Origin of the sequence: Parendozoicomonas verongulae, assembly GCF_009711465.1 — a bacterium.
GTDB lineage: Bacteria > Pseudomonadota > Gammaproteobacteria > Pseudomonadales > Endozoicomonadaceae > Sansalvadorimonas > Sansalvadorimonas verongulae.
This window is the reverse complement of record NZ_SMME01000552.1, coordinates 1-1,373: the sequence shown is the minus strand read 5'-3', so window position 1 is coordinate 1,373 and position 1,373 is coordinate 1. Positions and strand designations below refer to the sequence as shown.

Annotated in this window: 1 protein-coding gene; it reads left to right on the top strand. The window is 46.3% G+C overall.

The genetic code is table 11. The features are described from left to right. Positions 1–811 precede the first annotated feature (811 nt). The gene (locus E1189_RS01425; protein WP_155158323.1) at positions 812–979 is read left to right on the top strand and encodes a hypothetical protein; all 168 of its coding nucleotides are present in this window, start codon (positions 812–814) and stop codon (positions 977–979) included. Positions 980–1,373 lie beyond the last annotated feature (394 nt).

Sequence of the window (1,373 nt, the reverse complement as noted above, 5' to 3'; positions counted from 1 at the left end):
ATAGCTGGGACGATGGCGAGTAACCGTACTTAAATCGGGTAAGGGCTGACTTTTCTTCAATCCTCCCCACACCACCCGGCGTGCGGGTCCGCACCGGGGCGGTTCACCGAGAATGGTGAAACCTGATCCATAACTCTTTCAATATCGTGGTTCAAAGTTGGGGTAACTGCTCAAAAAGTGTAGCCAAAAGTGCACTTTCGCAGAGGGCACCCCTTGATTTTACTGGGCTGGAGCTGACTGATCTGGAAAATTGCCTACGAATTCTGAGCAGTTACAAGTCGGGGACAGGCTCTGTCGCCCAAACCGAGTAAGGGCAGGGTCTGAAGGAAGTCCAACGCAAAATCGCGGGGCGACGAACAGGAACCCAATATGAGGTGTGACGTATTTAGGGCCAGTGGGTACGTGACCATTAAGCCTCCCTCTGTAGAAGGGGTGCCTTTACAAATTGTAAACACGGCAAAGAAATTCAAAAACTTTTCTGCCAGAGTTGATAGAAAAACAATAAACATTATTCCGCACAGTTGTACTGCTCTCGGCTATCTTACGACAAAAAGCAAACCAAGCACTACTCACAGCCCCTCCCCCCAAAACCCACATAAGTTACACCCACCCCATATCCCGATATAATCCCCTCCAAAATACCTACACCGTCAAGCAGTAAGACCAACAAAACCATGCTAAAAAAATCCCACATCCTGCTAAGGGAGCACTGGACAGAGTCCCTCTGTCAACAAACTACTCAGCAACCCAGATCACACCACCTACAACAAAAACGGCTAGACCTGCGGCCACTTCTGGAACCTCAATACAGATGACTGAGGCTTACGTAGGCCAGGCAGAACAGGAAACTGTTGTAAGTGCCAGAGGCCTGATTGACCAATGGCCAGAGTATGTAGATATGGATGATGAAGAAATTATTGAAATGCTTTGTGAAGATGAAGTGTGCGAGTTTGATATGGTACAAATTCAGGCCAAGTGAAAAGGTTCTGACTTTATGATTGGCCTTTATGAAAGCCACAAAGTGCCTGCTCGTATTTATACCGCATAGACGTCAAATACGGTTTACACTCTGTATGTACTCTTCCTCTGGTTCGCTTCTAGCTACGGCCACATTACCTCTTGTACACATACAGAGGTGAAGCAGGATAACCACGCTAAAGGACTTATTCCCATATTAAGACCCAGTAATGGTTTTAGAATAGTTGTTAACTGTCGCTAAAGGCTATTGATCGCGCGAAATTAGTAAGCGATGAGAGAAAGATATATCCAAGTCAGCATTGTAAAGGGAGGCTCTATTCACAACACAAACGGCTAGAGCCAACGCTTCAATCTTACGTAGTAAGTCAGGGAAAACGCACGAAACCCCTTGATAT

Bases quoted from the DNA above. Each gene is read 5' to 3' on its own strand.
- E1189_RS01425 (WP_155158323.1), top strand. From the start codon at position 812: ATGACTGAGGCTTACGTAGGCCAGGCAGAACAGGAAACTGTTGTAAGT.